At 32.0% G+C, this 26623-nt stretch carries 39 protein-coding genes, 1 tRNA gene and 2 rRNA genes; 3 read left to right on the forward strand and 39 right to left on the reverse strand.

Translation table 11 applies throughout. The annotated features are described in order from the left end of the window. Positions 1–97 precede the first annotated feature (97 nt). Positions 98–361: a DUF493 family protein YbeD gene (gene ybeD / locus D9V77_RS02440; RefSeq protein ID WP_158338733.1), complete on the forward strand. Its 264-nt coding sequence runs from the start codon at positions 98–100 to the stop codon at positions 359–361. Between the two features lie 109 nt (positions 362–470). On the opposite strand, the gene cspE is transcribed toward ybeD, so the two are convergent. The 7 genes from cspE to D9V77_RS02475 all read right to left on the reverse strand — a co-directional run bounded on the left by cspE (position 471) and on the right by D9V77_RS02475 (position 6313). Then, on the reverse strand, positions 471–680 hold the full coding sequence (cspE, locus tag D9V77_RS02445) for a transcription antiterminator/RNA stability regulator CspE (RefSeq protein WP_009874442.1): 210 nt from the start codon (positions 678–680) through the stop codon (positions 471–473). 210 nt (positions 681–890) lie between these two features. After that, a 5S ribosomal RNA gene (gene rrf / locus D9V77_RS02450) occupies positions 891–1006 on the reverse strand. A 106-nt stretch (positions 1007–1112) separates the two neighbouring features. Then, positions 1113–4029, reverse strand: a 23S ribosomal RNA gene (locus D9V77_RS02455). A 161-nt stretch (positions 4030–4190) separates the two neighbouring features. Then, a tRNA-Glu gene (locus tag D9V77_RS02460) sits at positions 4191–4263 on the reverse strand. Positions 4264–4414: 151 nt separating this feature from the next. Then, positions 4415–5236: a shikimate dehydrogenase gene (gene aroE, locus D9V77_RS02465; protein WP_158338735.1), complete on the reverse strand. Its 822-nt coding sequence runs from the start codon at positions 5234–5236 to the stop codon at positions 4415–4417. Beyond that, the gene (locus tag D9V77_RS02470) at positions 5229–5756 is read right to left on the reverse strand and encodes a Sua5/YciO/YrdC/YwlC family protein (protein WP_158338737.1); all 528 of its coding nucleotides are present in this window, start codon (positions 5754–5756) and stop codon (positions 5229–5231) included. Before D9V77_RS02470 ends, aroE begins: the two co-directional genes overlap by 8 nt. Positions 5757–5839: 83 nt before the next feature. Next, positions 5840–6313, reverse strand: a complete 474-nt coding sequence (locus tag D9V77_RS02475; RefSeq protein ID WP_158338739.1) for a DUF494 family protein — start codon at positions 6311–6313, stop codon at positions 5840–5842. 243 nt (positions 6314–6556) lie between these two features. Here D9V77_RS02475 and def point away from each other — a divergent pair, with 243 nt between their 5' ends. Together def and fmt are read left to right on the forward strand one after the other, a co-directional pair. Beyond that, entirely contained in the window at positions 6557–7072 is a 516-nt protein-coding gene (def, locus tag D9V77_RS02480; RefSeq protein WP_158338741.1) for a peptide deformylase, read from the forward strand. Positions 7073–7086: 14 nt separating this feature from the next. Continuing rightward, positions 7087–8031: a methionyl-tRNA formyltransferase gene (fmt, locus tag D9V77_RS02485; RefSeq protein WP_158338743.1), complete on the forward strand. Its 945-nt coding sequence runs from the start codon at positions 7087–7089 to the stop codon at positions 8029–8031. 122 nt (positions 8032–8153) lie between these two features. On the opposite strand, the gene rplQ is transcribed toward fmt, so the two are convergent. The 32 genes from rplQ to rpsL form a co-directional block, all read right to left on the reverse strand. Then, positions 8154–8546: a 50S ribosomal protein L17 gene (gene rplQ, locus D9V77_RS02490; RefSeq protein WP_158338745.1), complete on the reverse strand. Its 393-nt coding sequence runs from the start codon at positions 8544–8546 to the stop codon at positions 8154–8156. Positions 8547–8592: 46 nt separating this feature from the next. Next, complete coding sequence (locus D9V77_RS02495; RefSeq protein WP_158338747.1) at positions 8593–9582, reverse strand: DNA-directed RNA polymerase subunit alpha; 990 nt, start codon at positions 9580–9582, stop codon at positions 8593–8595. A 28-nt stretch (positions 9583–9610) separates the two neighbouring features. Continuing rightward, on the reverse strand, positions 9611–10231 hold the full coding sequence (rpsD, locus tag D9V77_RS02500) for a 30S ribosomal protein S4 (RefSeq protein ID WP_158338749.1): 621 nt from the start codon (positions 10229–10231) through the stop codon (positions 9611–9613). A 25-nt stretch (positions 10232–10256) separates the two neighbouring features. After that, positions 10257–10652 (reverse strand): 30S ribosomal protein S11, encoded by a 396-nt coding sequence (rpsK, locus tag D9V77_RS02505; RefSeq protein WP_158338751.1) that lies wholly within the window; start codon positions 10650–10652, stop codon positions 10257–10259. A 17-nt stretch (positions 10653–10669) separates the two neighbouring features. Then, the gene (rpsM, locus tag D9V77_RS02510) at positions 10670–11026 is read right to left on the reverse strand and encodes a 30S ribosomal protein S13 (RefSeq protein WP_158338753.1); all 357 of its coding nucleotides are present in this window, start codon (positions 11024–11026) and stop codon (positions 10670–10672) included. A gap of 90 nt (positions 11027–11116) precedes the next feature. Continuing rightward, positions 11117–11233, reverse strand: a complete 117-nt coding sequence (rpmJ, locus tag D9V77_RS02515) for a 50S ribosomal protein L36 (protein ID WP_158338755.1) — start codon at positions 11231–11233, stop codon at positions 11117–11119. 33 nt (positions 11234–11266) lie between these two features. Next, positions 11267–12580: a preprotein translocase subunit SecY gene (gene secY / locus D9V77_RS02520; RefSeq protein ID WP_158338757.1), complete on the reverse strand. Its 1314-nt coding sequence runs from the start codon at positions 12578–12580 to the stop codon at positions 11267–11269. Between the two features lie 10 nt (positions 12581–12590). Then, positions 12591–13025, reverse strand: a complete 435-nt coding sequence (gene rplO / locus D9V77_RS02525) for a 50S ribosomal protein L15 (RefSeq protein ID WP_158338759.1) — start codon at positions 13023–13025, stop codon at positions 12591–12593. A 4-nt stretch (positions 13026–13029) separates the two neighbouring features. Beyond that, positions 13030–13212 carry a 50S ribosomal protein L30 gene (gene rpmD, locus D9V77_RS02530; RefSeq protein WP_158338761.1) on the reverse strand — a complete coding sequence of 61 codons (183 nt, stop codon included), beginning with the start codon at positions 13210–13212 and terminating at the stop codon, positions 13030–13032. 10 nt (positions 13213–13222) lie between these two features. After that, the gene (gene rpsE, locus D9V77_RS02535) at positions 13223–13726 is read right to left on the reverse strand and encodes a 30S ribosomal protein S5 (RefSeq protein WP_158338763.1); all 504 of its coding nucleotides are present in this window, start codon (positions 13724–13726) and stop codon (positions 13223–13225) included. Between the two features lie 15 nt (positions 13727–13741). After that, a complete protein-coding gene (gene rplR, locus D9V77_RS02540; protein ID WP_158338765.1) occupies positions 13742–14110 on the reverse strand; it encodes a 50S ribosomal protein L18 in 369 nt (122 codons plus the stop codon). Position 14111: 1 nt separating this feature from the next. After that, complete coding sequence (gene rplF / locus D9V77_RS02545; RefSeq protein WP_158338767.1) at positions 14112–14648, reverse strand: 50S ribosomal protein L6; 537 nt, start codon at positions 14646–14648, stop codon at positions 14112–14114. A 12-nt stretch (positions 14649–14660) separates the two neighbouring features. After that, on the reverse strand, positions 14661–15053 hold the full coding sequence (gene rpsH / locus D9V77_RS02550; protein WP_158338769.1) for a 30S ribosomal protein S8: 393 nt from the start codon (positions 15051–15053) through the stop codon (positions 14661–14663). A gap of 31 nt (positions 15054–15084) precedes the next feature. Continuing rightward, positions 15085–15390: a 30S ribosomal protein S14 gene (gene rpsN, locus D9V77_RS02555; RefSeq protein WP_158338771.1), complete on the reverse strand. Its 306-nt coding sequence runs from the start codon at positions 15388–15390 to the stop codon at positions 15085–15087. Between the two features lie 19 nt (positions 15391–15409). Beyond that, a complete protein-coding gene (gene rplE, locus D9V77_RS02560; RefSeq protein ID WP_158338773.1) occupies positions 15410–15949 on the reverse strand; it encodes a 50S ribosomal protein L5 in 540 nt (179 codons plus the stop codon). 14 nt (positions 15950–15963) lie between these two features. Further along, entirely contained in the window at positions 15964–16278 is a 315-nt protein-coding gene (gene rplX / locus D9V77_RS02565; protein WP_158338775.1) for a 50S ribosomal protein L24, read from the reverse strand. 25 nt (positions 16279–16303) lie between these two features. After that, positions 16304–16672 (reverse strand): 50S ribosomal protein L14, encoded by a 369-nt coding sequence (rplN, locus tag D9V77_RS02570; RefSeq protein ID WP_158338777.1) that lies wholly within the window; start codon positions 16670–16672, stop codon positions 16304–16306. Between the two features lie 136 nt (positions 16673–16808). Continuing rightward, complete coding sequence (gene rpsQ, locus D9V77_RS02575; protein WP_158338779.1) at positions 16809–17063, reverse strand: 30S ribosomal protein S17; 255 nt, start codon at positions 17061–17063, stop codon at positions 16809–16811. After that, on the reverse strand, positions 17060–17257 hold the full coding sequence (rpmC, locus tag D9V77_RS02580) for a 50S ribosomal protein L29 (protein ID WP_158338781.1): 198 nt from the start codon (positions 17255–17257) through the stop codon (positions 17060–17062). The genes rpsQ and rpmC overlap by 4 nt, the downstream gene beginning before the upstream one ends. Beyond that, positions 17257–17667 carry a 50S ribosomal protein L16 gene (rplP, locus tag D9V77_RS02585; RefSeq protein ID WP_158338783.1) on the reverse strand — a complete coding sequence of 137 codons (411 nt, stop codon included), beginning with the start codon at positions 17665–17667 and terminating at the stop codon, positions 17257–17259. The genes rpmC and rplP overlap by 1 nt, the downstream gene beginning before the upstream one ends. A gap of 20 nt (positions 17668–17687) precedes the next feature. Beyond that, positions 17688–18389 (reverse strand): 30S ribosomal protein S3, encoded by a 702-nt coding sequence (gene rpsC, locus D9V77_RS02590; protein ID WP_158338785.1) that lies wholly within the window; start codon positions 18387–18389, stop codon positions 17688–17690. Positions 18390–18407: 18 nt separating this feature from the next. After that, positions 18408–18740, reverse strand: coding sequence for a 50S ribosomal protein L22 (rplV, locus tag D9V77_RS02595; protein ID WP_158338786.1), 333 nt, complete (start codon positions 18738–18740; stop codon positions 18408–18410). Between the two features lie 33 nt (positions 18741–18773). Beyond that, positions 18774–19052 (reverse strand): 30S ribosomal protein S19, encoded by a 279-nt coding sequence (gene rpsS, locus D9V77_RS02600; protein ID WP_158338788.1) that lies wholly within the window; start codon positions 19050–19052, stop codon positions 18774–18776. A 20-nt stretch (positions 19053–19072) separates the two neighbouring features. Further along, the gene (rplB, locus tag D9V77_RS02605; RefSeq protein ID WP_158338790.1) at positions 19073–19894 is read right to left on the reverse strand and encodes a 50S ribosomal protein L2; all 822 of its coding nucleotides are present in this window, start codon (positions 19892–19894) and stop codon (positions 19073–19075) included. Positions 19895–19909: 15 nt separating this feature from the next. Beyond that, positions 19910–20212, reverse strand: coding sequence for a 50S ribosomal protein L23 (gene rplW, locus D9V77_RS02610; protein ID WP_158338792.1), 303 nt, complete (start codon positions 20210–20212; stop codon positions 19910–19912). Next, complete coding sequence (gene rplD / locus D9V77_RS02615; RefSeq protein WP_158338794.1) at positions 20209–20814, reverse strand: 50S ribosomal protein L4; 606 nt, start codon at positions 20812–20814, stop codon at positions 20209–20211. Before rplD ends, rplW begins: the two co-directional genes overlap by 4 nt. Positions 20815–20831: 17 nt before the next feature. Continuing rightward, positions 20832–21461 (reverse strand): 50S ribosomal protein L3, encoded by a 630-nt coding sequence (gene rplC, locus D9V77_RS02620; protein WP_158338796.1) that lies wholly within the window; start codon positions 21459–21461, stop codon positions 20832–20834. A 30-nt stretch (positions 21462–21491) separates the two neighbouring features. Continuing rightward, positions 21492–21803, reverse strand: a complete 312-nt coding sequence (gene rpsJ / locus D9V77_RS02625; RefSeq protein WP_158338798.1) for a 30S ribosomal protein S10 — start codon at positions 21801–21803, stop codon at positions 21492–21494. 327 nt (positions 21804–22130) lie between these two features. After that, a complete protein-coding gene (gene tuf, locus D9V77_RS02630; protein ID WP_158338800.1) occupies positions 22131–23315 on the reverse strand; it encodes an elongation factor Tu in 1185 nt (394 codons plus the stop codon). A 68-nt stretch (positions 23316–23383) separates the two neighbouring features. After that, positions 23384–25492 (reverse strand): elongation factor G, encoded by a 2109-nt coding sequence (fusA, locus tag D9V77_RS02635; RefSeq protein WP_158338802.1) that lies wholly within the window; start codon positions 25490–25492, stop codon positions 23384–23386. 114 nt (positions 25493–25606) lie between these two features. Next, on the reverse strand, positions 25607–26077 hold the full coding sequence (rpsG, locus tag D9V77_RS02640) for a 30S ribosomal protein S7 (RefSeq protein ID WP_158338804.1): 471 nt from the start codon (positions 26075–26077) through the stop codon (positions 25607–25609). 46 nt (positions 26078–26123) lie between these two features. Further along, positions 26124–26498, reverse strand: coding sequence for a 30S ribosomal protein S12 (gene rpsL / locus D9V77_RS02645; RefSeq protein ID WP_158338806.1), 375 nt, complete (start codon positions 26496–26498; stop codon positions 26124–26126). Positions 26499–26623: the final 125 nt, after the last annotated feature.

Below are 26623 nucleotides of genomic sequence, written 5' to 3' on the forward strand. Positions count from 1 at the left end.
TAATAAATATATATAATTATTTAAAATATTTTTAAAAATCTTGTATATTTTTTAAAAACAATCAAATATGTAATTGTAAAAAAAATAGGGATTAATAATGAAAACAAAATTACGAGAAATGTTAAAATTCCCTTGTTTTTTTACTTATAAGATTATTGGCTTGGCACAGCCTGAACTTATTGACCAAATAATAAAAGTCATTCAAATTCAGATTCCTGGAGATTATACACCTCAAGTAAAATCGAGCAACAGAGGCAACTACCTATCTGTTTCAATTACAATATGTGCCAAAAATTTTGAACAAATTGAAATTTTATATCATGAAATTAGTAAAATTAATATAGTTCGAATGGTTTTATAAAAATTAATAATATATATTAAGACACTTATTTGAATATAGTACAGCCCTAATAAGAGCCGTACTATAAAAAACATATTTTTTTGTTTATTTTTAAAAAAATTAAATCACTTTACAAACTAATAACATTAGCTGCAGATGGTCCTTTTGCGCCTTCGGTGATTTCGAATTCAACACTTTGACCTTCTGCCAAAGTTTTAAATCCATTACTTTGTATAGCTGAAAAATGAACAAATACATCTTTGCTACCATCTTCTGGAGTAATAAAACCAAAACCTTTAGATTCATTAAACCACTTAACATTACCTTTAATCTTGGACATCTATATTACCTTCACATGAAAAAATATACTAAATTAAAAAAAGATTAATCAATAATTATGAACGATTTCATAATAAAAAAATCATAATATAAAAAATTTAAATTCTCAATAGATTAACATGTAATTCTATTCTTAGCTAGAAAGTAATTTACATTAAAAATAATTTATTTTACATATAAAAAAACCCGAAAAAAATTTCGGGTTTTTTTTGCCTGGTTTTGACCTACTCTCACACGGGGAGACCCCGTACTACCATTGGCGTAGTAGCGTTTCACTTCTGAGTTCGGAATGGATTCAGGTGGTACCACTACACTATTTTTACCAGGCATTTTAAAAAATTTATATTAATGTTAACATATTTTATTAAAGAATTAAATTCAGTAAAAACAAGCTTTTTTATTAAATTTATTTTAAAAACACCTCTGGTGTTGCAAGGTTAAGCCTCTCGGGTCATTAGTACTAGTTAGCTCAACACATTGCTATGCTTACACATCTAGCCTATCAACGTCGTAGTCTTCAACGTCCCTTCAGTAAACATTTCTGTTTCAGGGAAGATTAATCTTGAGGCAAGTTTCGTGCTTATATGCGTTCAGCGCTTATCTTTTCCGTATTTAGCTACCGGGCAATGCCATTGGCATGACAACCCGAACACCAGTGATACGTCCACTTCGGTCCTCTCGTACTAGAAGCAGCCCCTCTCAATCTTCCAGCGCCCACGGCAGATAGGGACCGAACTGTCTCACGACGTTCTAAACCCAGCTCGCGTACCACTTTAAATGGCGAACAGCCATACCCTTGGGACCTGCTTCAGCCCCAGGATGTGATGAGCCGACATCGAGGTGCCAAACACCGCCGTCGATATGAACTCTTGGGCGGTATCAGCCTGTTATCCCCGGAGTACCTTTTATCCGTTGAGCGATGGCCCTTCCATTCAGAACCACCGGATCACTAAGACCTGCTTTCGCACCTGCTCGCGTTATCACGCTCACAGTCAAACTGGCTTATGCCTTTGCACTAACCTCACGATGTCCGACCGTGATTAGCCAATCTTCGTACTCCTCCGTTACTCTTTGGGAGGAGACCGCCCCAGTCAAACTACCCACCAGACACTGTCTCTATGCCGGATTACGGCACTAGGTTAGAATACCGAATTTTAAAGGGTGGTATTTCAAGTGTGGCTCCATTAAAACTAGCGTTTTAATTTCATAACCTCCCACCTATCCTACACATTAACATTCAGAATTCAGTGTCAAGCTATAGTAAAGGTTCACGGGGTCTTTCCGTCTTGCCGCGGATATACTGCATCTTCACAGCAAATTCAATTTCACTGAGTCCCAGGTGGAGACAGCCTGGCCATCATTACGCCATTCGTGCAGGTCGGAACTTACCCGACAAGGAATTTCGCTACCTTAGGACCGTTATAGTTACGGCCGCCGTTTACCGGGGCTTCAGTCTAGAGCTTTAAGTTTCCTTTGACTCCTTCGATTAACCTTCCGGCACCGGGCAGGCGTCACACCGTATACTTCCACTTTCGTGTTTGCACAGTGCTGTGTTTTTAATAAACAGTTGCAGCCAGCTGGTATCTTCGACTAGCTTCGGCTACAGGAGTAAATCCTTACACTTAATGCTAGCGTGCCTTCTCCCGAAGTTACGGCACTATTTTGCCTAGTTCCTTCACCTGGGTTCTCTCAAGCGCCTTAGTATTCTCTACTTAACTACCTGTGTCGGTTTAGGGTACGATTTAATTTTACCTGATGCTTAGAGGCTTTTCTTGGAAGCGTGGTATTAGTTACTTCATCACCGTAGTAATTCGTCATCATGCCTCAGATTAAAGATAATCGGATTTGCCTAATTATCATACCTACACATTTAAACCAGGATAACCGTCACCTGGATAACCTAACCTTCTTCGTCCCCACTTCGCAGTAATATTAAGCACAGGAATATTAACCTGTTGTCCATCGACTACGCTTTGCAGCCTCGCCTTAGGGATCGGCTTACCCTGCCCCGATTAACGTTGGACAGGAAACCTTAGTTTTTCGGCGAGCAGGTTTTTCACCTGCTTTATCGTTACTCATGTCAGCATTCGCACTTCTGATACCTCCAATATATTTTACAATATATCTTCTTTGGCTTACAGAACGCTCCCCTACCCAGTAAAAAAATATATTTTTACTGCCGCAGCTTCGGTGCATAGTTTGAGCCCCGTTATATCTTCCGCGCAGGCCGACTTGACCAGTGAGCTATTACGCTTTCTTTAAATGATGGCTGCTTCTAAGCCAACATCCTGGCTGTTTATGCCTTCCCACATCGTTTCCCACTTAACTATGACTTTGGGACCTTAGCTGGCGGTCTGGGTTGTTTCCCTTTCCACAACGAACGTTAGCACCCGCTGTGTGTCTCCCGTGATAACATTCTACGGTATTCGGAGTTTGCATCGGTTTGGTAAGCCGGGATGGCCCCCTAGCCGAAACAGTGCTCTACCCCCGTAGATGAATTCACGAGGCGCTACCTAAATAGCTTTCGGGGAGAACCAGCTATCTCCCGGTTTGATTGGCCTTTCACCCCTAGCCATAGGTCATCCGCTGATTTTTCAACATCAGTCGGTTCGGTCCTCCAGTTGGTTTTACCCAACCTTCAACCTGCCCGTGGCTAGATCACCGGGTTTCGGGTCTGTACCCTGAAACTTAACGCCTGTTTAGGACTCGGTTTCCCTTCGGCTCCCCTATGTGGTTAACCTTGCTACAGAGTACAAGTCGCTGACCCATTATACAAAAGGTACGCAGTCACAAATTTATTAAAAAAATGCTTCCACTGCTTGTACGTACACGGTTTCAGGTTCTATTTCACTCCCCTCGCCGGGGTTCTTTTCGCCTTTCCCTTACGGTACTAGTTCACTATCGGTCAGTCAGGAGTATTTAGCCTTGGAGGATGGTCCCCCCATATTCAAACAGGATTTCTCGTGTCCCGCTCTACTTTTTGAACTCACAATATAAGTTATTTTATATACAGGGCTATCACCTTGTATCGCTGAATTTTCCAAATCATTCTACTATAAATTATATTGATTATAGTTCTGGGCTGTTCCCTTTTCGCTCGCCACTACTAAGGGAATCTCGGTTGATTTCTTTTCCTCAAGGTACTTAGATGTTTCAGTTCCCTTGGTTTGCCTTATTAACTTATTTAATTCAGTTAATAATGATGCAAAAAAATTGCATCGGGTTTCCCCATTCGGAAATCGACGGTTATTGCGCTTCATATCAGCTTACCGACGCTTTTCGCAGATTAGCACGTCCTTCTTCGCCTCTGACTGCCAAGGCATTCACCATGTACGCTTATTTGCTTAACCTTACAACCCACAGGTGTTTTAAAAAATAAGTTATATGCTTGTTTTTTCCGAATTTTTAAAGAGCTTGTTTTTACTAAATTTTAACTTTAATGTAAAAGTTATCTTGAGGATAACATAATATTTTAAATTAGTACATAAATATTTTTGAAATATTTTTTTATCGTCCCCTAGGGGATTTGAACCCCTGTTGCCGCCGTGAAAGGGCGATGTCCTAGACCTCTAGACGAAGGGGACTTTTATACTATAAAATTATTTTTTTAAATTAATAATATAATAAATAACAGATCAAAAAAAAAGAGTCAAGAACTTTCTTAATTATTATTTAAAATAATAAAACATAAAAAATTTTAATAATTCAGTTGCATTAATTTTTTGGAAAATTATTTTATTTTTTCAAGATATCAATAATATAATCTGTTTTTGGAAGTACGTTGTGCCATAAAAAAAATGAATAAGCAGCTTGAAAAACTAACATCCCTATTCCGTTAGAAAAGAAATTAGCCTTTATTTTAAGACACCAGTCAATAAAAACTCTATTATCTATTTGATAATTCATATCATAAAAACATGTTTTTGAAGAAATAAAAGACAAAGGAACAAAATCTTCTTTTTCTTCAGAAAATTTTGATGTTGCATTAATAATTAAATCAAAATATTTAATTTTTAATGAATTTTCATCAAAAATATTTATATCACCATATTTTTGAAATTGTGTAACTAATTTTTTACTATTTAAAAGAGTTCTATTTAAAATAAAAATTGAGCAGCCAAACGATAATAAAGGAAAGAGAACTCCTCTAACAGCGCCCCCAGCACCAATAATTAATATTGAACATTTTTTTTTTATAAAATTTAATCTTGTCAAATCAGACAACAATCCAACTCCGTCTGTATTATCTCCTAAAATATATTGATTATCTATTTTTTTGAATGTATTAACAGATTTAGCAATTGTAGCTCTTTTAGTTAATTTATCACAAAAATAATACGCTTCTTGTTTAAATGGAGCAGTAATATTCGCACCATAACCATCTTTCTTAAAAAAATTACATAAAATACTATTAAAATTATCTAATGGAACATTAACAGATGTATAAATATGAGAAATGCCTGTCTGTTGTGAAAATAAACTATGAATTTTAGGAGATTTACTATGATTAACAGGATTTCCAAACACAGCGTAATTAAAATTTTTATTTTTAAACATAGCGAATTAACTTTCCATCAATAATGTCAATAATCTTAGAAGGATTTTTTTCCTTTCCTATTTTTCCATTTAATACAGGAAAATCTTTACCAAAACATTTAAACACTTCCTCAGAAGTAAAACATGGCATCATATTTGAAATATTAGCACTTGTAGATATTAAGGCTTTTCCAAAAGCATTACACAGTTTTATTATTTCAATATGAGCACTAACTCGTACAGCTACGGTATTAAATTTACCAGTCAACCAATAAGGAACTTTAGGATTGGCTGGAAGTAAAAAAGTAAATGGTCCTGGCCAATGAAAAAAAATTTTATTTTTTTGTTTTTTTGATAAATCATTCTCATTAATATACATTTTTATCTGTTTAAAATCTGAAGCAACTAATATAAATCCTTTTTTTATACTTCTTTTTTTTAAAAACAATAATTTTTTTACAGCTTTTTTACTATCAGGATCACAACCTAGTCCAAACATTGATTCTGTAGGATACGCAATCACATTATCATCACGTAACATTTTCACACAATGAAATAGTGAATTTAAAAAACAATGTTTATCCATTAACATTTTCTCACAATAAAAAATTATTATTATTTTCTTTAATGAATGACATCTTCTTTAAAATTGAATAATAAATTTTCAAGTTTACGATATACTGATTCACATCCAGGCACATTGAATAATACAATTAAAACAATCCATTTTAAATCTTCAAGACTTAATTCATTAATATCTAATTCCATAATCCTTTCAATAATCATTTCTCGTGTATCTAAAGTTAATATCTCTAATTGTTCTAGAAAAAGTATAAAACCACGACAATCAACGTTTAATTTAAGAGATTCTTCTTGAGTGTAAATTCGAGTGGAAATCGGTTTTGATAATAAACTAATAGATGAAATAACATTTCTCTTATAACAAGAAAGATTTTTTAACCAACGTAAAGCATTATAAATATCTCGTTTGTGAAAACCTATATCAGACAAATCATTAGTTAAACTATCGTAATCAATAGAAATTCTTGATTCACTATGTACATAATTTTCAAACAAATATATTAATATATCAAACATTACGTCCTCAATCACATATTAAAAAATTTAAATATTTAGTAATATATTCTACACACAAGTCTATCATGAGCATTGTTAATATATAATATGCAAAATATTATAATATAATGTAAATACATTTTTACTGATAAACATAATCGATTTTTTATTAAAAACGTAAAAACATATAATAGTAAACTTTTAATTATAATAAAAAAGCCTATACTAATATATAAAATTCAACTTTTTAAATCTAAAATATATATGTCTTTCTTAAAAATACTCTATTATCCCGACTCACGTTTAAGACTCATTGCCGAACCTGTAAATGAAGTTAATAAAAAAATACAAACAATTGCAAAAAATATGATAGATACAATGTATAAAGAAGAAGGAATTGGTTTAGCAGCAACTCAGGTAAACATTCAATTGCAAATTATAGTTGTTAATGTGATAAAAGAAAAAAAAAATAATTTAGTACTTATTAACCCTGAAATTATTGAACAATCAGGTAGTATTAGTATTGAAGAAGGATGTTTATCAATTCCAGAATATCATGCTTCTATACCAAGATCTAATTACATAAAAGTTCAAGCAATAAACTTATATGGAGAAAAAATAGAAATAGAAGCAAAATCAATAGTATCTATTTGCATACAACATGAAATAGATCATCTGAAAGGCAAATTATTTATTGATTACTTATCTAAATTTAAACAAGAAAGAATTCAAAAAAAATTTAAAAAATTAAAAAAAAGAAATAAAAAGATTCTTAATTAAGGAATAAAATACATTTGAAAAAATTAAAAGTTGTTTTTGCTGGCACAGAATATTTTTCTGCCAAACATTTAAATGCGTTAATCACCTCTACACATAACGTAATTTCGGTTATTACTCAGCCAGACCGTCCTTCTGGAAGAGGAAAAAAAATTATTTTCTCTCCTGTAAAAATACTATCTAAAAAGCATCAAATTCCCATATTTCAACCTTTAAATTTACATGATAAAGATTTTCAAAATCAACTATCAAATCTTAATGCAGATATAATGATAGTTGTCTCTTATGGAAAAATAATTCCTAAAGAAATCCTAAATATATTTCCAAAGGGATGTATTAACGTTCATGCTTCACTTTTACCTAGATGGCGAGGAGCAACTCCAATTCAATCATCAATTTTATATGGTGATACAAAAACAGGTATTAGTATTATTACTATGAATGATAAAATTGATTCTGGCAATATAATATATTCAAAAGCATGTAATATAGAAATAAAAGATACTACTAAAAGCTTATCCTTTAAATTAATAACAATAGGAATAAACGGATTATTAAAAGTATTAGAAAAAATTATATTAAATACGGTTGTTGAAAAAAAACAAAATGAAAAAAATATAATGACATCAAAAAAGATATATAAAAAAGATGGATTATTAAACTGGAATTTAGAAGCTGAAAAATTAGAACGTGCAATACGAGCATTTAATCCATGGCCAATTTGTTTTTTTTTATTAAAAAACACAACTATAAAAGTATTCCAAGCAACAGTTATTTCTAAAATACAATTAAATTTCTCTATAGGAGAGATTATATGTGCTAATAAAAATGGAATTCAAATAAATACATCTCATAAAATATTAAATATTGAAAAATTACAATTTCCTGGAAAAAAAATTATGGATGTTCAAGATGTAATAATTTCCAAAAAAAATTTTTTTAAAATTGGCACAATAATATAACATATGTTTTTTATATCTATTTTTTTAAAATTATTTACATAAGAAAAAATAAGCAAACGGTATATTTCCGTTTGCTTTAAAATTATATTCCATCAATTTTTATAATATTCAAAATATGAATTTTATTGTTCTATAATCTCTTCTTTTTTATTTTTTTTAACACGATCAACTAATTCAATATAAGCCATTGGAGCTTTATCTCCAGATCGAAATCCACATTTTAAAATACGAGTATAACCACCTAATCTATTAAAAAAACAAGGACCTAACTTTTTAAATAATTTTGCTACTATAGCATTATCACGAATGCGAGAAAATACTAATCGTCTATGTGCAATAGTATCTATTTTAGACAAAGTAATAATAGGCTCAACAATACGACGAAGTTCTTTCGCTTTAGCTAAAGTCGTTTTTATAATTTCATGTAAAAGTAACGAACACGCCATATTTTTTAGCATTGCATTGAGATGGGCACTATCACGATTTAATTGACGGCCACTTTTTCGATGACGCATAAATTTATTCCTTTTATTAAAAAAACAATATAAAATAAAACATAAATTATTCATCTAGAATACTAGATGGCGGCCAATTTTCTAATCTCATACCAAGAGATAAACTACGAGAAGCTAATATATCTTTAATTTCAGTTAAAGACTTTTTACCTAAATTAGGAGTTTTTAAAAGTTCCACTTCAGTTCTTTGTACTAAATCCCCAATGTAATGAATAGCTTCTGCTTTAAGACAATTAGCAGAACGAACTGTTAGTTCTAAATCATCAACTGGACGCAATAAAATAGGTTCGAATTCAGGTTTCTCTTCTTTAAGTTCAGGTTCTTGAACGTCTCTTAAATCAACAAAAGCTTCTAATTGTTCCGCTAAAATAGTAGCAGCTCGTCGAATAGCTTCTTCGGGATCAATAGTTCCATTTGTTTCCATTTCAATAACTAATTTATCTAAATCAGTCCTTTGTTCTACACGTGCTGCTTCTACATTATAAGAAATTCGATCTATTGGGCTATAACAAGCATCCACTAATAAACAACCTATTGGTCGTGAATCTTCTTCTAAATGCACCCTCGAAGATGCAGAAACATACCCTCTTCCACGTTGTACTTTTATTCGCATTTTAATAGAGGCGTTATCGTAAGTTAAATGACAAATGACATGCTCTGGTTTAATAATTTCTACATCACCATCATGTGAAATATCTGCAGCAGTAACAGAACCAATTCCAGATTTATTTAACGTAAGAAAAGCTTCATCTTTGCCATGCACTTTGACAGCTAAACCTTTTAAATTCAATAATATTTCTAAAACATCTTCTTGTATGCCTTCCTTATTACTATACTCATGAAGTACTCCATCAATTTCAACTTCAGTTACTGCACATCCTGGCATGGAAGATAGAAGAATTCTACGCAGTGCGTTTCCTAGTGTATGACCAAATCCTCTTTCTAATGGTTCTAAAGTTACTTTTGTATGAGTAGCACTAATTTGTTCAATATCAACTAAACGGGGTTTTAAAAAATCCATAATAGAATTCTGCATATAATCCTCTCTTTAATAGTCAACTTTATTATTTAGAGTAAAGTTCGACAATCAAATACTCATTGATTTCTGCAGATAAATCAGAACGTTCAGGAAATCTTTTAAAAACACCTTCCATTTTAGCAGGATTTACATCTAACCAAATCGGTTTTTCTCTTTGCTCAACAAGTTCTAAAGATGCTTTTATTCGTGATTGATTTTTAGATTTATTTCTAATAGAAATATGATCATTAGGAGCAACTTGATATGAAGCAATATTAACAACTTTATTATTCACAAGAACAGATTTATGATTAATTAACTGTCTTGATTCAGCACGAGTACAGCCAAAACCCATGCGATAAGCTACATTATCTAATCTAGATTCTAATAACTGCAATAAATTTACTCCAGTATTGCCTTTTAAACTAGCAGCTAATTTATAATATATTTTAAATTGACGTTCTAATACTCCGTATAAACGACGGACTTTTTGTTTTTCACGTAATTGAATAGCATAATCAGACAATCTAGGTTTTCGAATACCATGTTGTCCAGGAGGTTGTTCTAATTTACATTTTGATTCTATTGGACGAAGTCCTGATTTAAGAAATAAATCAGTACCTTCACGTCGACTTAATTTTAATTTTGGACCTAAATATTTTGCCATTTCATTCTCCAAAAATTCCTAAAAATCACACACGACGTTTTTTAGGAGGACGGCAACCATTATGAGGAATTGGTGTTACATCAGTAATGTTTGTAATACGAAATCCAGCAGCATTTAAAGCTCGAATAGTAGATTCTCTACCTGGACCAGGACCTTTAACCATCACTTCTAAATTTTTAATACCATAATCTTTTACGATTTCTGCACAACGCTCAGCAGCAACCTGCGCTGCAAAAGGAGTGGATTTTCGAGATCCTCTAAAACCAGAGCCACCAGAAGTTGCCCAACCTAAAGCGTTTCCTTGTCGATCAGTAATAGTTACAATAGTATTATTAAAAGATGCATGAATGTGAGCTATACCGTCTAAAATTTGTTTTTTTATACGTTTTCTTGTACGAACAGATACTGAATTCTTTACCATAATTAATGTTACCTAAATTATTTTTTTATTGGTTTTCGAGGACCTTTACAAGTTCTAGCATTAGTTTTAGTTCTTTGTCCATGTACCGGGAGACTTCTACGATGACGTAAACCACGATAACAACTTAAATCAATTAAACGTTTAATATTCAAGGTTCTTTCTCTTCTTAAATCACCTTCAATAACATATTTTGCCACATGCGTTCTTAAAAGATCAATTTGTTCTTCATTTAAATCTACAATTTTAGAATATTCAGAAATATTTGTAATAGCACAAATTAATTTAGAACGTCTTTTTCCAATGCCATATATTGCAGTTAATGCAATTAAAGTATGTTTGTTTTCAGGAATATTAATACCTGCGATACGTGCCATATTATAAAACCTTATAAATGTGTTTTAAATCAATTCCTAATACTAAAGGAAATCATTACCATTTAAAAATATATTAATTTATAAAAATCATTAACCCTGACGCTGTTTATGTTTTGGATCATTTCTACAAATGACTCGTACAACATTATTTCTTCTTATTATTTTACAATTTCGACAAAGCATTTTTACGGAGGCTTGTACCTTCATTATCATTTCCTTAATTACATAAATATAAAACTTTTAATGTAAATTAGCTTTTTTTAACATAGACTCATATTGACTAGACATTGCCAATGTTTGAATTTGAGCTATAAAATCTATAATAACAACAACAACAATTAATAACGAGGTTCCACCAAAATAAAAGGGTACATTCATAGCGTTACGCATAAATTCTGGAATTAAACAAATAAAAGTAATATATAAAGAACCAACTAATGTCAGTCTTAACATAATTTTATTAATATATTTTGCTGTTTTTTCACCAGGTCTAATACCGGCAATAAATGCCCCTGATTTTTTTAAATTATCTGCTGTTTCACGAGGATTGAATACTAATCCCGTATAAAAAAAACAAAAAAATACTATTGCAGATACATATAAAATTAAATATAAAGGTTGATTGGGTTGCAAATAAAATGAGATATTTTTTAACCATGAATTATTCAGTTGAAACCAAGATATAATAGTTGCAGGAAATAGCACAACACTAGAAGCAAAAATCGCAGGTATAACACCAGACATATTAATTTTTAAAGGTAAATGAGTACTTTGAGCAGAATAAATACGACGACCTTGTTGACGTTGTGCATAATGCACAATAATTTTTCTTTGTCCTCTTTCAATAAAAACAACAAGAAAAATAACTAAAAAAATTAACAGCAAAACACATAAAAATAATAAAAAAGACAAATCTCCTTGTCTTGTTTTAGTAATAGTATTTCCAATAGCTGATGGCAAACCTGCTATTATTCCTATAAAAATAATAATTGAAATTCCATTGCCAATACCATGCTCTGTAATTAATTCTCCCAACCACATTAAAAACATAGTACCAGTGACTAAACTTATAACAGCAGTCAAATAAAAATAAAAATCAGCATTTATTATAATTGCACGCATTCCTGGTATATTAGGAAGAGTAGTGGCAATTCCAATAGACTGTACAAGAGCTAATATTAAAGTAGCATATCTAGTATACTGATTAATTTTATGCTGACCAGATCCTCCTTCTTTTTTTATTTCTGATAAAGTCGGGCATATTAAAGTTAACAATTGAACAACAATAGAAGCTGATATATAAGGCATAATTCCTAAAGAAAAAATTGACGCTCGACTTAAAGCTCCACCAGAAAACATATTAAAAATATCAACAACAGTACCTTTTTGTTCATTTAATGTTTTAGATACAATCGTAGTATCAATTCCAGGAATTGGAATGAAAGAACCAATACGAAAAATGATAATAGCTACTATTACAAAAATAATTCTCTGTTTTAGCTCATTCGTATGCTTTTTAGTCTTTTTAAAATTCAATCCTAATTGTTTAACCATTATTTACCGCTTATCCTTCAACTTTACCACCAGAATGTTCAATTTCAGAACGAGCCCCTTTAGTAACACGTAAACCTCGTATTATTAACGAAACCTTTAATTTTCCTGAAAGAATTATTTTGGCATATTTAATATTTTTTTTAATAATATTTTCTTTTTTTAATATATTAAGATCAATAACATTTGTAGATAAATTAGATAAATCTGATAAACGTACTTCTTCAGTAATATTTTTTTTCCTAGAATTAAAGCCAAACTTAGGAAGTCTTCTATATAAAGGCATTTGACCTCCTTCAAAACCACGACGAATACTACTTCCTGATCTAGATTTTTGACCTTTATGACCACGACCTGAAGTTTTTCCAAACCCTGAACCGATACCACGACCTAATCTTTTTCGATTTTGACGTGCTCCATATGCTGGAGAGAGAGTATTTAAATGCATACTGCTATTTCTCCTTTTGTATTTTCAAAATATAAGAAATTTTTTTGATCATCCCTTGAATAGATGGAGTATCTTGACGTATTACTGTATGTCCAATATGACGCAATCCAAGTCCGATTAGAGTTTTTTTATGCTTAGGTAATCGTCCTATAGCACTTTTTATTTGAGTAATTTTGATATTTTTCATTAAAAATAATTTATCCTAATATATCTTCGATGCGTTTGTTTCTTTTAGCGGCTATCATTTCCGGGGATTTCATGTTAATTAAACCATTCATGGTAGCTCTTACTACATTAATTGGATTTGTAGAACCATAAGTTTTAGCTAATACGTTATGTATTCCAGCTACTTCTAAAACTGCGCGCATAGCTCCACCTGCAATTATTCCAGTTCCATCAGAAGCTGGTTTCATAAAAACATTAGATCCGGTATGAGAGCCTTTTAAGGCGTATTGTAAAGTTTTATTAACTAAAGGTATAGTAATCATATTACGTCTAGCTCTTTCCATAGCTTTTTGAATAGCAGCAGGAACTTCACGTGCTTTCCCATAACCAAAACCAACTCGTCCATCTCCATTACCTACTACAGTTAATGCTGTAAATGAAAATATACGACCACCTTTAACAGTTTTCGAAACACGATTTACTGTAATTAATTTTTCTTGTAAATCACTATTATTTTTTTTTTCAATATTAGCCATTCTATAATTTTCACCTTAAAACTTTAGTCCAACTTCACGTGCAGATTCAGCTAAAACTTGCACACGACCATGATATTTAAAACCAGATCGGTCAAAAGAAACATGATAAATTCCTTTCGATAAAGCGCGTTCTGCAATAATTTTACCTACTTGTGCTGCAGCTTCTTTATTTCCCGTATACTTTAAACTGCAATTTATCTGTTTTTCTAATGTTGAAGCAAATACTAATACTTTAGATTCTTCAGAAGAAATTATTTGCGCATACATATGACGTGAAGTTCGATGTACAACTAGTCGAATAGCGCCTAATTCTTTAATTTTGCGACGTGTTTTTATAGAACGGCGTAAACGAGAAATTGTTTTATTTTTACTTGAAAAAATCATTTTATTTCTTTTTAGCCTCTTTCATACGTACAACTTCATCTGAATATCGCACACCTTTTCCCTTATAAGGTTCTGGTACACGGTAAGAACGCAAATTAGCTGCAATTTGTCCAACTAGTTGTTTGTCTATTCCTCGAATAATAATCTCTGTTGGAGATGGATTTTCTACAAAAATACCTTTAGGTAAAGAATATGTAATCATATGCGAATAACCTAGTGACATATTGATTATGTCACCTTCTGTTATCGAAACGCGATAACCAACTCCAGATAATTGTAATTTTTTACTAAATTGTTTAGAAACACCAATAATCATGGAATTTACGAGAGCTCTTGAAGTTCCTGCTTGAGCCCAACCATCAGCAAAACCCACACGTGGTGAAAAAACTATTTTATCATCTAATTGTTCAATTTTAACTGATTGATGAATAGTACGTGAAAGATGACCATATTTCCCTTTAATTAATATATCTTGTAAATCTAATTGAATATTGATGTCAGAAGGAATAACAATTGGACACTTGGCAACACGAGACATTCTCTTCCTCCATTAAGCTACATAACAAATAACTTCACCGCCAAGACCTATTTGACGAGCCATACGGTCTGTCATAACGCCTTGAGAAGTGGAAATAACTGCTATTCCTAAACCAGACATAACTTCAGGCAAGTTATTCTTATTTTTATATATACGCAAACTTGGACGACTGATACGTTGAATCATTTCTATTACTGATTTTCCCTGAAAATATTTTAAAACGACTTCTAATTCTAATTTAACATTTCCTGTAATTTTATATTCTTTGATATAACCTTCTTTTTTCAATAATTCAACAATTGATTTTTTTAATCTAGACAAAGGCATTTTAACAGAATATTTATTAGCTGATTGGCCATTTCTAATACGAGTTAACATATCCGCTACTGGGTCTTGCATACTCATTTTTACACTCCAAAATCTAAAAGAACATATTTTACCAACTTGCTTTTCTTAAACCAGGTATTTCACCTTTCATGGCTGCTTCTCGAACTTTAATACGACTTAATCCAAATTTTCGCAAGAAAGCATGTGGACGACCAGTTTGACGACATCTATTTCGCTGACGTGATGGGCTGGAATCACGTGGAAAAGTTTGTAATTTAAGAACTGCATTCCAACGTTCTTCTTCTGAAAAATTCATATTAGAGATAATGTTTTTTAATTCATTACGTTGTGCATAGAATTTATTAGCTAATTTCACACGTTTAACTTCACGTGCTTTCATTGATTGTTTAGCCATCGAGTACCAACCTTCTTATTTACTTGCGAAAAGGAAAATTAAAAGCAGATAATAATAAACAAGCTTCATGATCAGATTTAGCAGTAGTAGTTATTGTTACGTCTAATCCACGAACTCGATCAATTTTATCATAATCGATTTCAGGAAAAATAATCTGTTCACGTATTCCTAAACTATAATTTCCTTGACCATCAAAAGAATTTCTTGATAATCCACGAAAATCACGAATACGCGGAACAGCAATAATAATTAAACGTTCAAAAAAATCCCATTTCTTCTGACCGCGTAATGTAACTTTACATCCTATAGGATAACCTTGACGAATTTTAAAACCCGCAACAGATCTACGAGCTTTAGTGATTAATGGTTTTTGTCCAGATATAGCTATTAAATCTAAAACAGCATTATCTAATATTTTCTTATCAGAAGCAGCGGCACCAACGCCCATATTTAAGGTTATTTTATCAATCTTAGGAACTTGCATGACAGAACTATAATTTAGTTTAAGCATAAGCTGTTTGATGACTGTTGACTTATAATAATGATGTAATGTTGCCATCATATGACTCCAAGCTATTGAATAGTTTTTCTATTAGATTTAAAAAATCGAACTTTTTTACCTTCTTCAAATCTAAATCCAACACGATCTGATTTTTTAGATTCGGGATTAAAAATAGCAATATTTGATATATGAATAGGTGCTTCTTTTTCTAAAATACCACCACTTTTATTTTGAGATGGAACGGGTTTTTGATGTTTTTTAATTAAATTTAAACCATTAATAATTACTTTATGCAAAGATAAAACATTTTTAATGACACCTGTTTTTCCTTTGTCTTTTCCCGTTAATATAATAACTTTATCATTACGGCGTAACTTTAATGCCATGTTTTATTCCTTCAGAATTTTATCATTAAAGAACTTCAGGAGCTAATGAAATAATTTTCATAAATTTTTCTGTTCTCAATTCACGAGTGACAGGTCCAAAAATACGAGTGCCAACAGGTTGTTCATTATTATTTAGCACAACACAAGCATTCGTATCAAAACGAATAATAGAACCGTCAGAACGCCTTACTCCTTTTTTAGTTCTTACTACTACAGCCTTAAGAACCTCTCCTTTTTTTACTTTTCCTCGAGGTATTGCTTCTTTAATAGTAATTTTAATTACGTCACCGATACGTGCATAACGACGACGTGAACCACCTAAAACTTTAATACACATAGCAGATCTTGCACCAGAGTTATCAGCTACATGCAGAATAGTTTGTTCTTGAATCATATTTTTCAAACTCCATTTATTTTAATTCAAATTAAAATAAAATTAGTAATTAAAAATAATTTCATTGTAACACCACTTAAATTCTATTAATAGAAAACATGAGCAGACCTGAGTTTGTTCATGTTTTTAAGTGTTCTTAAAAAACTGTTTTTTCAATAATACGAACTAAAACCCATGATTTTGTTTTAGAAATTGGGCGAGATTCTCGAATTTCTATTAAATCACCTATAGTACATTCGTTTTTTTCATCATGAATATGGAGTTTAGTAGTACGTTTGATAAATTTTCCATAAAGAACATGTTTTACAAAACGTTCAATGGCTACAACAGCAGATTTTTGCATCTTATTGCTGATAACACGACCTTGTAAAGTTCGAATTTTTTCCATTATTTTATCTTTTCCTTTTCATCTAACAAAGTCTTTACTTGAGCAATGTTTCGTCGAACTTTTCGCAGCAAATGAGGTTGCTTTAATTTTCCAGAAACAGATTGCATACGAAGATTGAATTGTTCCCTCAACAATTGCAAAAGTTCTGAATAAAGATCTTTTTTAGTTTTTTTTCTAAATTCTACTATTGCTTTCATTACATCACCATCTTATTTACAAAAGTAGTTTTAATTGGTAACTTTGCTGCTGCTAATTTAAATGCTTCACGAGATTCTTCTTCAGTAACTCCGTCTAATTCATAAAGAATTTTTCCAGGCTGAACTAAAGCAACCCAATATTCAACATTTCCTTTACCTTTACCCATTCTTACTTCTAATGGTTTTTGAGTTATAGGTTTGTCAGGAAATACACGTATCCACATTTTTCCTTGTCTTTTAATGCATCGAGTTATTGCTCTTCGTGCAGATTCAATTTGACGAGCAGTTAAACGTCCTCTATCAATGGCTTGTAGACCAAAAGCACCAAAATTAATATTAGTACCGGAAGCTAAACCACGATTTCGTCCTTTATGCATTTTACGAAATTTAGTACGTTTTGGTTGCAACATTATGAGTTTCTCCTTCTTTCTTACTTTCTATTTTTACGATATTGCTTTTTTGTCTGAATAGAAGGTTTTTCTAATTTTTCAACAGTTGCCATACCGCCTAATATTTCACCTTTGAAAATCCATACTTTGACACCTATTACACCATATGTTGTATGAGCTTCTGAAATACTGTAATCAATATTTGCACGTAAAGTATGAAGAGGAACTCTTCCTTCTCTGTACCATTCTCTACGAGCTATTTCAGCGCCGCCTAAACGTCCACTAACTTCAACTTTGATACCTTTTGCACCTTGTCTCATTGCGTTTTGAACTGATCTTTTCATAGCACGTCGAAACATAACTCTTCTTTCTAACTGAGAAGTAATACTATCGGAAACAAGTTTAGCATCTAATTCAGGTTTACGTACTTCAGAAATGTTAATTTGAACTGGTACATCAGTTATTTTAGCAATGGCAATTCTTAATTTTTCTACATCTTCACCTTTTTTTCCTATAACAATACCAGGTCTAGCAGTATAGATAGTAACTCGAATACTTTTAGCTGGTCTTTCAATAATAATTTGAGAAATTGACGCTTTTTCTAACTTTTTCATTAAAAACTGACGAACTTTATAATCACCGTCTAAATGATCAGCAAAATCTTTTGTATTAGCAAACCAAACAGAATTCCATTTTTTTATTATACCCAATCGCATACCATTAGGATGTACTTTCTGACCCATCACTGATTCTCCTCAATGTTAACGATCAGACACAATCACAGTAATATGACTAGTACGTTTTAAAATACGATCTGCACGTCCTTTAGCACGTGGCATCATTCTTTTCATCGTTGAACCTTCATTAACAAATATTTTTTTAATTCTCAATTTATCTATATCAGCACCATCATTATGCTCAGCATTAGCTACAGCTGATTCAAGTACTTTTTTGACTAAAGAAGCTGCTTTTTTATTCGTATACGTCAAAATATTTAATGCTTGTGGAACTTTTTTACCGCGAATTAAATCTGCAATTAAACGCACTTTTTGAGCTGAAGAACGTGCTTGACGATGTTGAGCTAAAGTTTCCATTTACTCCTCTTTTATAATTATTTCTTTTATTAATTAACGTTTTTTTATTTTTTTATCAGAAGTATGTCCTCTATAAGTACGAGTCAAAGAAAATTCACCTAATTTATGTCCTACCATTTCTTCAGTAATAAAAACAGGAATATGATTGCGACCATTATGAATAGATATTGTTAAACCTACCATATTAGGGAAAATTGTTGAACGTCTTGACCACGTTTTAATAGGTTTTTTATCATTTGTTTTTACTGATTTTTCTACTTTTTTTAACAAACTTACATCAATAAAAGGACCTTTTTTGAGAGAACGCGGCATAAAGTGATCCTTGCAAATAATTATTTTCTACGATGACGTAAAATAAATTTCTCAGTACGTTTATTTTTACGAGTTTTTTTACCTTTTGTCTGAATTCCCCATGGAGTAACTGGATGCTTACCGAAATTTCTTCCTTCACCACCTCCATGAGGATGATCAACAGGATTCATGGCTGTACCACGAACAGTTGGACGTATACCTATCCAACGAGAAGCTCCTGCTTTTCCTAAAACTTTTAACATATGTTCAGAATTTCCTACTTCACCAATAGTAGCTCGGCAATTAGATTGTATTCTTCTCATTTCACCAGAGCGCAACCGTAAAGTTGCATATTCTTCATCAAATGCTACTAGTTGCACATAACTTCCTGCAGAACGAGCTATTTGACCACCTTTCCCAGGTTTCATTTCTACATTATGAACGAATGTACCGACTGGAATCTTTTTTAATGGTAGACAATTTCCTATTTTTATAGGAGAATGTAAACCAGAAATTATAGCATCTCCTATACTTAAATCTTTTGGTGCTAAAATATACTTTCTTTCACCGTCTTTATACAATATTAAAGCTATATTAGAAGAACGATTGGGATCGTATTCAATTCTTTCTACATTAGCTTCTATGCCATCCTTGTTTCTTTTAAAGTCTATAATACGATATGCTCTTTTATGTCCACCACCAATATGACGAGTGGTAATTCTACCATTGTTATTACGTCCTCCGCTTTTACTCTTTTTCTTCAATAATAAAGAAAAAGGTTTCCCTTTATACAAGTGTGTATTAACAATTTTAATAACGTGGCGACGACCCGGAGATGTCGGTTTGCATTTAACAATTGCCATTGTTTTGTCCTCCGACTACTCTGTATTACCTATGAAATCTAAATTATACCCTTTTTTAACTTTAATATAAGCTTTCTTCCAATTACTTTTCTGAATAATCCGATTAGATTGACGTTTTTTTTTCCCTTTAACTTTTAGCGTTTTTATGCTATCGACTTCCACATTGAATATTTTTTTTACTGCACATTTTATTTCATATTTAGTAGCATTATTTAAAACTTTTAAAACAACAGTATTAAATTTTTCCATAGATATGGACGATTTTTCAGATACATGTGGAGACAGAAGTATTTTAAATAAACGTTCTTCAGAAATCATGAAAGTATTTCCTCTATTTTTTTCACTGCTTCAACAGTAATAATAACATGCTCAAAAGCAATTAAACTAACAGGATCTATAGAATGAACATCTTTCACATCAACGGAATATAGATTTCTAGATGCAAGAAATAGATTATTATCTATTTTATTAGTGATAATGAGAACATTTTTTAAATCTATGTCTTGTAATTTCTGTACTAAAAGTTTTGTTTTAGGTGAATTTAATGAAAAATTTTCAAAAACTATTAATCTTTTTTGACGTATTAATTCAGAAAAAATGCTTTTTAATGCACCACGATACATTTTTTTATTAACTTTTTGACCATACTCTTGTGGTTTTGCGGCAAATGTAACACCACCTGATCGCCAAATTGGACTTCTAAATGATCCTGCTCGTGCACGACCTGTACCTTTTTGACGCCACGGTTTTCTGCCTGATCCAGAAACTTCAGCACGACTTTTTTGTGCTCTCGTACCTTGACGAGTAGATGCTGAATAAGCAATAACGACTTGATGAATTAGAGCTTCATTAAAATCACGACCAAAAATGATTTCAGAAACACTAAGAACACTTTGTACGTCTTTAACTACTAATTCCATGCTTTACTCCTCACTGCTCAAACCTTAATAGCTGGTTTAACGATAAGATCACCACCTGTAGCACCGGGAACAGCACCTTTTACTAAAAGCAGATTCCTGCGTTCATCAATATGTACTATATTTAAATTTTGTATAGTCACACGACTATTGCCTAATTGCCCTGCCATTTTTTTACCTTTAAATACTCGTCCAGGAGTTTGATTCTGGCCGATAGAACCCGGTACTCTGTGAGATAAAGAGTTTCCGTGTGTTGCATCTTGAGTATGAAAATTCCAACGTTTTACTGTACCGCAAAAACCTTTTCCCTTCGATACACCTGTAACATCAACTTTTTTTATATTATTAAAAATATTAATTGTAATACTTTGACCAACTGTAAATTTTTCATGTTTATTAATTTTAAATTCCCACAAACCACGACCAGGAATTACACCTGATTTTAAAAAATGCCCTGCTTTTGGTTTGTTCAATCTATTTGATTTTTTAATACCAGTTGTTACTTGAACAGCACAATAAAAATCAGTGTTTATATTTTTTACTTGTGTGATTCGATTTTCTTTTAATTCAATTACTGTGACAGGAACTGAAGCTCCTTCTTTATTAAAAATACGAGTCATTCCAACTTTTTTACCAACTAAACCAATCATGTGTTCAGTACCTTAATCATATTTATTTGATTAACCTAAACTAATTTGCACATCTACACCCGCTGCAAGATCTAATCGCATAAGTGCATCAACAGTTTTTTCAGTAGGTTCTACTATATCAATTAAACGCTTGTGCGTACGAATTTCATATTGATCACGTGCATCCTTATTTACATGTGGAGAAACTAAAATAGTAAATCGTTCTTTACGAGTAGGAAGAGGAATTGGGCCACGTACTTGTGCACCAGTTCTTTTTGCTGTTTCAACAATTTCTGCAGTTGATTGATCAATTAATCTATGATCAAAAGCTTTTAAACGAATACGAATTCTTTGGTTCTGCATCAGATCAGAACTCCAATTATTTATGCATTAAAAATTTAATCTGCTCTGAATAAATCTATATTACTCACGAGTAGATGTAATTAAATACTACTATATAACTCCTATATCAGGAGTATTTTTTAATATGTATTAAAAAATATAATGTTGATTATCATAATTTTTTAAAAGAATAAATTCATTTTTAATTCATAATTATATTAAAAAATTAATAAACCTCACATACTAATAAAAACAATACATACAAATCAAGAAAAGAGCATTTTATACTCTTTTCTTAATAAATTCAACTATAGATATCAGTATAAAAATATTTTAAACTTAAAATTATTAAAGTAGAACCTTAGAAACTACACCAGCTCCAACAGTACGACCACCTTCGCGTATAGCAAATCGTAATCCCTCAGTCATTGCAATAGGATTAATTAAAGTAACAGTCATTTTTATATTGTCTCCGGGCATAACCATTTCGATACCTTCCGGTAATTCAATAGAACCTGTTACATCAGTAGTTCTAAAATAAAACTGAGGACGATATCCTTTAAAAAATGGAGTATGACGCCCACCTTCTTCTTTGGATAAAACATAAACTTCAGACTCAAATGTTGTATGTGGATGAATACTACCTGGTTTGGCTAAAACTTGACCTCTTTCAATTTCATCACGCTTTGTACCGCGAAGTAAAACTCCTACATTTTCTCCAGCACGACCTTCATCTAACAACTTCCTAAACATTTCTACACCTGTACAAGTAGTTTTAGTTGTCTTTTTAATACCTACAATCTCAACTTCTTCACCTACTTTAATAATACCTTTTTCTACTCGTCCAGTGACTACTGTACCTCTTCCAGATATAGAAAAAACATCTTCTATTGGTAATAAAAAAGGTTGATCTACTGCTCGTTTTGGGACAGGAATATAGCTATCTAAAAATTTAGATAACTCAATAATTTTTGACTCCCATTCAGGATCACCTTCTAGCGCTTTAAGAGCTGAACCACGAATAATAGGAGTATCATCTCCAGGAAAATCATATTGTGTTAATAAATCGCGAACCTCCATTTCTACCAGTTCAAGCAATTCTTCATCATCTACCATATCACACTTATTAAGAAATACAATAATGTAAGGAACACCTACCTGTCTTCCAAGTAAAATATGCTCACGAGTTTGAGGCATTGGCCCATCAGTTGCCGCAACAACTAAAATAGCACCATCCATTTGAGCAGCGCCAGTAATCATATTTTTTATATAATCAGCATGACCAGGACAATCTACATGAGCATAATGTCTAAACTCAGTATCATACTCTACATGAGAAGTATTAATAGTAATTCCCCTTGCTTTTTCTTCTGGTGCATTATCGATTTGATCAAAAGCCCGAGCAGAACCACCAAATTTTTTAGATAAAACTGTTGTAATAGCGGCAGTTAAAGTTGTTTTCCCATGATCTACATGACCAATAGTACCTACATTTATATGAGGTTTTAAACGTTGAAATCTTTCTTTAGACATTTTTTTCCCTTTTTATAAAATATCTATGTTACAAATAAAAATATTGTATACATTATAGAAGAAAACTGCTACTTTTCTCTTCGTTCAATAATATCTTTTGAAATATTCAACGGAGCTTCTACATACTTTAAAAATTCCATTGAATAAGAAGCTCTTCCTTGAGTTTGAGAACGCAAATCAGTTGCATAACCAAACATTTCTGATAAAGGAACACAAGCTTTAATAATTTTACTAACAGATACATCTTTCATCCCTTCAATCATACCTCGTCGACGATTTAAATCACCTATGACATCACCCATGTAATCATTTGGAGTTTCTACTTCTACTTTCATGATTGGTTCTAACAAAACTGGCGTTGCTTTTTTAAAACCATTTTTAAATGCTGCAGAAGCAGCTAATTTAAAAGCTAATTCGGATGAATCAACATCATGATAAGAACCAAAATAAAGACGTACTCCAATATCAACTACAGGATATCCTGCTAATGGTCCGTATTTTAACTGTTCTTGAATTCCTTTATCAATTGCTGATATATATTCACTAGGTATAACTCCTCCTTTAATATCATTAATAAATAAATATCCTTCCCCTCCTGGATCTAAGGGAAATAATTCTATGACAACATGGCCATATTGCCCTCTACCACCAGACTGTTTAATATGCTTGCCTTCGATATCCTTAACTTTATTAAGAATAGTTTCACGATATGCTACTTGAGGCTTTCCAATATTTGCATCAACACTAAATTCTCGTTTCATACGATCAATAATAATTTCTAAATGCAATTCACCCATTCCAGAAATTATTGTTTGATTAGATTCCTGATCAGTTCGCACACGAAAAGAAGGATCTTCTTTTGCTAACCGTCCTAATGCAAATCCCATTTTTTCTTGATCAATTTTAGTTTTAGGTTCTACAGAAATAGATATTACTGGATCAGGAAATTCCATACGCTCTAATATAATCGGTTGATTTAAGTCACATAAAGTATCACCAGTAGTAACATCTTTCAAACCAATAGCGGCAGCTATATCGCCTGCATGTACTTCTTTTATTTCTTCTCTTTTATTAGCATGCATTTGAACAATTCTACCGAATCTTTCTCGTTGAGACTTTACGGGATTAAGCACAGTATCTCCAGACTTTACTACGCCTGAATATACACGGAAAAAAGTTAAATTACCAACAAATGGATCATTGGCAATTTTAAATGCTAAAGCAGAAAAAGGAGCTTTATCGTCTGAATTCCGAATAGCTGGGGTGTGTTCACTATTGTTCAAAACACCTTTAATATCTTGAACATCATCAGGAGCAGGTAAATATTCAATAATTGCATCTAGTAAAGATTGAACTCCTTTATTTTTAAAAGCGGAACCACAAGTAACAAGTACAATCTCACCATTTAAAGCACGTTTTCGCAATGCAGACTTGATGTCATCTTCAGATAATTGTATTCCATTTAAATATTTTTCTAAAAGATCTTCATTAGATTCAACTGCAGATTCAATTAAATTAAGATTCCATTTTTTTGACAATTCAATCATTTCTTTTGGGATATCGTTATAAACAAATGTTAAACCTTGATCTGATTCTTTCCAATGTACAGCTTTCATTTTAACTAAATCAATAACACCAACAAATGTGTCTTCTGAACCAATAGCTAACTGCAAAGGCACAGGATTAGCACCTAAACGTGTTTTAATTTGCTTAACGACTTTTAAAAAATTTGCTCCCATACGATCCATTTTATTCACAAATGCTATACGAGGAACGTTATATTTGTTTGCTTGACGCCATACAGTTTCTGATTGTGGTTGTACTCCTCCAACAGCACAATAAACCATAACAGCACCATCTAATACACGCATTGAACGTTCTACTTCTATTGTAAAATCAACATGTCCAGGTGTATCAATAATGTTAATTCTATGCGGTTTAAACTGTTTAGCCATTCCACTCCAAAACGTGGTAGTAGCAGCTGATGTAATAGTAATTCCTCTTTCTTGTTCTTGTTCCATCCAATCCATAGTAGCAGCACCATCATGAACTTCCCCAATTTTATGATTAATCCCTGTATAAAATAAGATTCTTTCAGTGGTAGTTGTTTTTCCTGCATCTATATGTGCACTAATTCCAATATTACGATATCGAGAAATAGGTGTTGTACGAGACATTATCTTTCTCTTATTTTTTAAGTTTAAAAAAATCAGACCTCATAAATCCAATTGAGATAATTGCCTCAATATACTTTACAAGTAATAAAAAACTAAGAACATATGATAATATTATTACCAACGGTAATGTGCAAAAGCTTTGTTAGCTTCTGCCATTCGGTGTACTTCTTCTCTTTTTTTAACTGCTGCACCTTTATTTTCTAAAGCATCATAAAGTTCATTAGACAAACGCAAAGACATAGACTTATCAGCGCGCTTGCGAGCAGATTCTACAATCCAACGCATAGCTAAAGCATTGCGCCGAACTGGACGAACTTCAACAGGTACTTGATATGTTGATCCACCAACTCGACGAGATTTTACTTCTACTGTTGGACGTACATGTTCTAAAGCTATTTCAAATACTTCTAATTCTTTTTTGTCTGTACGTTTCGATAAATTTTTTAATGCAGTATAAACAATAACTTCAGCAATGGATTTTTTACCATCTACCATAAGAATATTAATAAATTTAGCTAATAATTCTGAAGAAAATTTTGGATCTGGTAAAATTTTTCGAGTACTAATAATACGACGACGTGGCATAAAACACTCCATTAGTTTAAAATATATCAATAAATAATACTTTTTTTTATGCTTTTGGTTTTTTAACACCATATTTAGAGCGACCTTGTTTGCGTTCTTTAACACCAGCACAATCTAATGAACCTCTAACAATATGATATCGAACTCCAGGTAAATCTTTAACACGACCACCACGTATTAAAATGACAGAATGTTCTTGTAAATTATGACCTTCACCACCAATATAAGCAGTTACTTCAAAACCATTAGTCAATCTTACACGACACACTTTACGTAATGCGGAATTAGGTTTCTTAGGTGTAGTAGTGTAAACTCTAGTACAAACACCTCTTTTTTGAGGACTTTTACCCAATGCAGGGACGTTACTTTTAACAATTTTTCGTACACGAGGTTTACGGACCAATTGATTTACTGTGGCCATAAAAAACTCCTATGAGTTTAATTAATCTTATGGAAAATTATCAAAATAATATCAATGAAAAATATTGTCTATTATGATGAAGAATTTTAGGATTGGGTGTTTACATTAAAAATAACTCAGAATTT

Source organism: Buchnera aphidicola (Sitobion avenae), from assembly GCF_005082585.1.
Classification (GTDB): Bacteria; Pseudomonadota; Gammaproteobacteria; order Enterobacterales; family Enterobacteriaceae; genus Buchnera; species Buchnera aphidicola_Z.